This window comes from Vibrio mexicanus, assembly GCF_001012815.1.
Lineage (GTDB): Bacteria > Pseudomonadota > Gammaproteobacteria > Enterobacterales > Vibrionaceae > Vibrio > Vibrio mexicanus.
In genome coordinates this window covers 1-429 of record NZ_JYJP01000009.1, presented here as the reverse complement: position 1 = coordinate 429, position 429 = coordinate 1, and the positions used below count along the sequence as shown (strand labels likewise).

The window sequence follows — 429 nt, the reverse complement described above, 5'->3', positions numbered from 1 at the left end:
TAACGCCTTGCTAACAAGCGACAACGCGATGCCACTTAACTTGAATATTGTGCCATAAACACGGAGCTTAATTTGCGACTGAGGTCGCCAAGCGTTAGGAGTCTTTGTTGAGCAATTTGTTATGTACGAAGTTTTAATTGGCAGATGACTGTTCAGCTACGCTTACTTTAGGCTCCTCCTCTGGTGTCGACCATTTGATGATTGCTCTAAGGTTCATTGAGAAAAAGATGATATTTGCAATTATCATTGCCAAACTGCCAGTAAAATAACCAACAGCTATCCAACTAGTATTGCCGCACATCATTAAAATGAACCCGATCTTGTTCTTATTTCCAATTTGCCAAATAGCAAGAAATGTAAGTACCATTGCAATCCAGTCGGTTCCATAGTACTGAAAATATTCCATTTTTCCTCCTAGTACATAACGCC

General features: G+C 39.9%; 1 protein-coding gene. It reads right to left on the bottom strand.

Going from position 1 to position 429, the window contains the following annotated elements; all coding sequences use genetic code 11:
- Positions 1 to 133: 133 nt before the first annotated feature.
- Entirely contained in the window at positions 134 to 406 is a 273-nt protein-coding gene (locus UA76_RS01315; protein WP_047042335.1) for a nicotinamide mononucleotide transporter, read from the bottom strand.
- Positions 407 to 429 lie beyond the last annotated feature (23 nt).